At 72.3% G+C, this 2066-nt stretch carries 2 protein-coding genes; one reads left to right on the plus strand and one right to left on the minus strand.

Features of this window, described 5'->3' with window-relative positions; translation table 11 throughout:
- The first annotated feature begins 393 nt into the window (after nucleotides 1-393).
- Nucleotides 394-1656, plus strand: coding sequence for an IS110 family transposase (locus FDN03_RS16025; RefSeq protein WP_138178584.1), 1263 nt, complete (start codon nucleotides 394-396; stop codon nucleotides 1654-1656).
- Between the two features lie 11 nt (nucleotides 1657-1667).
- Here FDN03_RS16025 and FDN03_RS16030 read toward each other — a convergent pair.
- Nucleotides 1668-2066 (minus strand): hypothetical protein (locus FDN03_RS16030; RefSeq protein WP_212743937.1); only part of this gene is annotated, 399 nt, incomplete at its 5' end.

A 2066-nucleotide genomic window follows, 5' to 3' on the forward strand; every position in this document is an offset into this window, starting at 1 on the left:
AACGGGTGTGCCGGGGGAGGGTGCGCCGTACCTCCAGGCTGCCGCCGAGAGGCACCCGGTGCGGGGTGATGATCTCCACCCCCGGGCCGGCGGACTTCTCGGCCTGGCACCGGATCTCGGTCGGTACCTCTTCCACATTGCTCACTGGTGCACCTTCCTCGTGTCGGAACTCGCGAATGGGAGAGTTCGGACACGCCCCTGGTCCCCACCGGGCCATCGCCCTGCTCGCTCGACCGTGAAGGTCCGGCATGAGTTCCGCGAGGCCCGGTGGCCCAGGACACCCCGACTGGCTACAGGGCTGCGCGCCAGAGAGCGCCGATCAGTGAGCGACCGGCTGCGGTGTCCCGGGACCACCGGGTGTCTTCCCACTGGTGCAACAGCGAGGAGACACAGATGAGTATCGACCCGATCCCAGCGCCGCGGGTCTACGGCGGGGTGGACTGGGCCACCGACGACCACGCGGTCGCGGTCGTCGACGCCGACGGCGAGGTCCTCGACCGCTTCGCGGTCTCCCACGACGCCGCCGGGCTGCGCAGCATGGTCAAGCGGCTGCTGAAACGCGGTGTCACCGAGGTCGGGATCGAACGCCCCGACGGGCCGGTCGTCGACGCCCTGGACCAGGCCGAGCTGACGGTGTTCGTGATCCCGCCTGGCCAGTTGAAGAACCTGCGGTCCCGCTACGGATCCGCGGGGAACAAGGACGACCGGTTCGACGCCTACGTCCTGGCCGATGTCGTACGCACCGACCGCCGCCGGCTGCGCCCGCTCGTACGCGACAGCGCGGCCACCACCGCGCTGCGCCGCAGCGTCCGCGCCCGCCGCAACCTCGTCGCCCACCGGATCGCGGTCGCCAACCAGCTCCGCGCCCACCTGCAGATCGTGTTCCCCGCCGCGGCAGGGCTGTTCTCCGAGATCGACTCCGACGTCAGCCTGCGGTTCCTCGAACGCTTCACCACCCAGGCCCAGGCCGGCTGGCTGTCGGTCAAACGGCTGGCCGCCTGGCTGCGCTCGGCCCGCTACAGCGGACGCACCCCACCGGAAACCCTCTACGCCCGCCTGACCGGCGCACCCCACGGCGACACCGGCGACCACGACCCGGTCGACGCCGCCGTCACCCTCGCCTACGTCACGACCCTGCGAACCGTGAACGCACAGATCGAGCCCCTGGCCCCCCGGATCGCCGAGCAACTCGAACTCCACCCCGACGGCGCCGTCTTCACCTCCCTGCCCCGCGCAGGGAAAGTCCGCGCAGCCCGGCTGCTCGCCGAGATCGGCGACGCTCGCGGCCGGTTCCCCACCGCGGACTCGCTGGCCTGCCTCGCCGGGGTGGCACCCTCCACCCGCCAATCCGGCAAGGTCAAGGCCGTCACCTTCCGCTGGGGCGCGGACAAACACCTGCGCGACGCCCTGTGCGACTTCGCCGGCGATTCCCGCCGCGCCAACCCCTGGGCAGCCGACCTCTACCAGCGCGCCCGAGCCCGCGGCCACGACCACCCCCACGCCGTGCGCGTCCTCGCCCGCGCCTGGGTCAACGTCATCTGGCGCTGCTGGCAGGACGGCGTCCCCTACGACCCCACCGCCCACGGCGCACTCCAGACAGTCCTCAAACAAGATCAGAAAACGGTCACCGATCAAGCTCGGCAAGCGGCGGCTTGACACAGGGCAACTCATGCCAGCACCCCCGCGACCTCCGAGGGCACCCCCGCCGGGTCGGGCGCAGCTGCGGGCGTCGCACTGCTGGCCGGTGGGCGAGTGAGCCGGGTGGGGGGTTCGTCAGCGGGCGCGGGCCCGTGGTGGCCGGCGAGGTGATCGACCAGGCGCCGCTCGGCCCGATCACGCAGCCGGTAGACGGTGCGTACCGGGGTGGCGTGGCGGGCGGCCCAGGCGGCGACCGAGACGTCATCGAGCCGAGTCGCGGCGACGAGCGCGGCCTCGGTCTCGGTCAGGACCCCGTCCGCGACCGCGCCGGTCAGGACCTCGTGCGGACTGTCCGCTCGGGTCTGGGCGACGGTGCGGGTCTGGAACAGGCCCGGGTCAGGATGCGGGATCTCCAGCGACTGGGTGAG

This window comes from Glutamicibacter sp. V16R2B1 (assembly GCF_005774635.1).
GTDB lineage: Bacteria > Actinomycetota > Actinomycetes > Actinomycetales > Micrococcaceae > Glutamicibacter > Glutamicibacter creatinolyticus.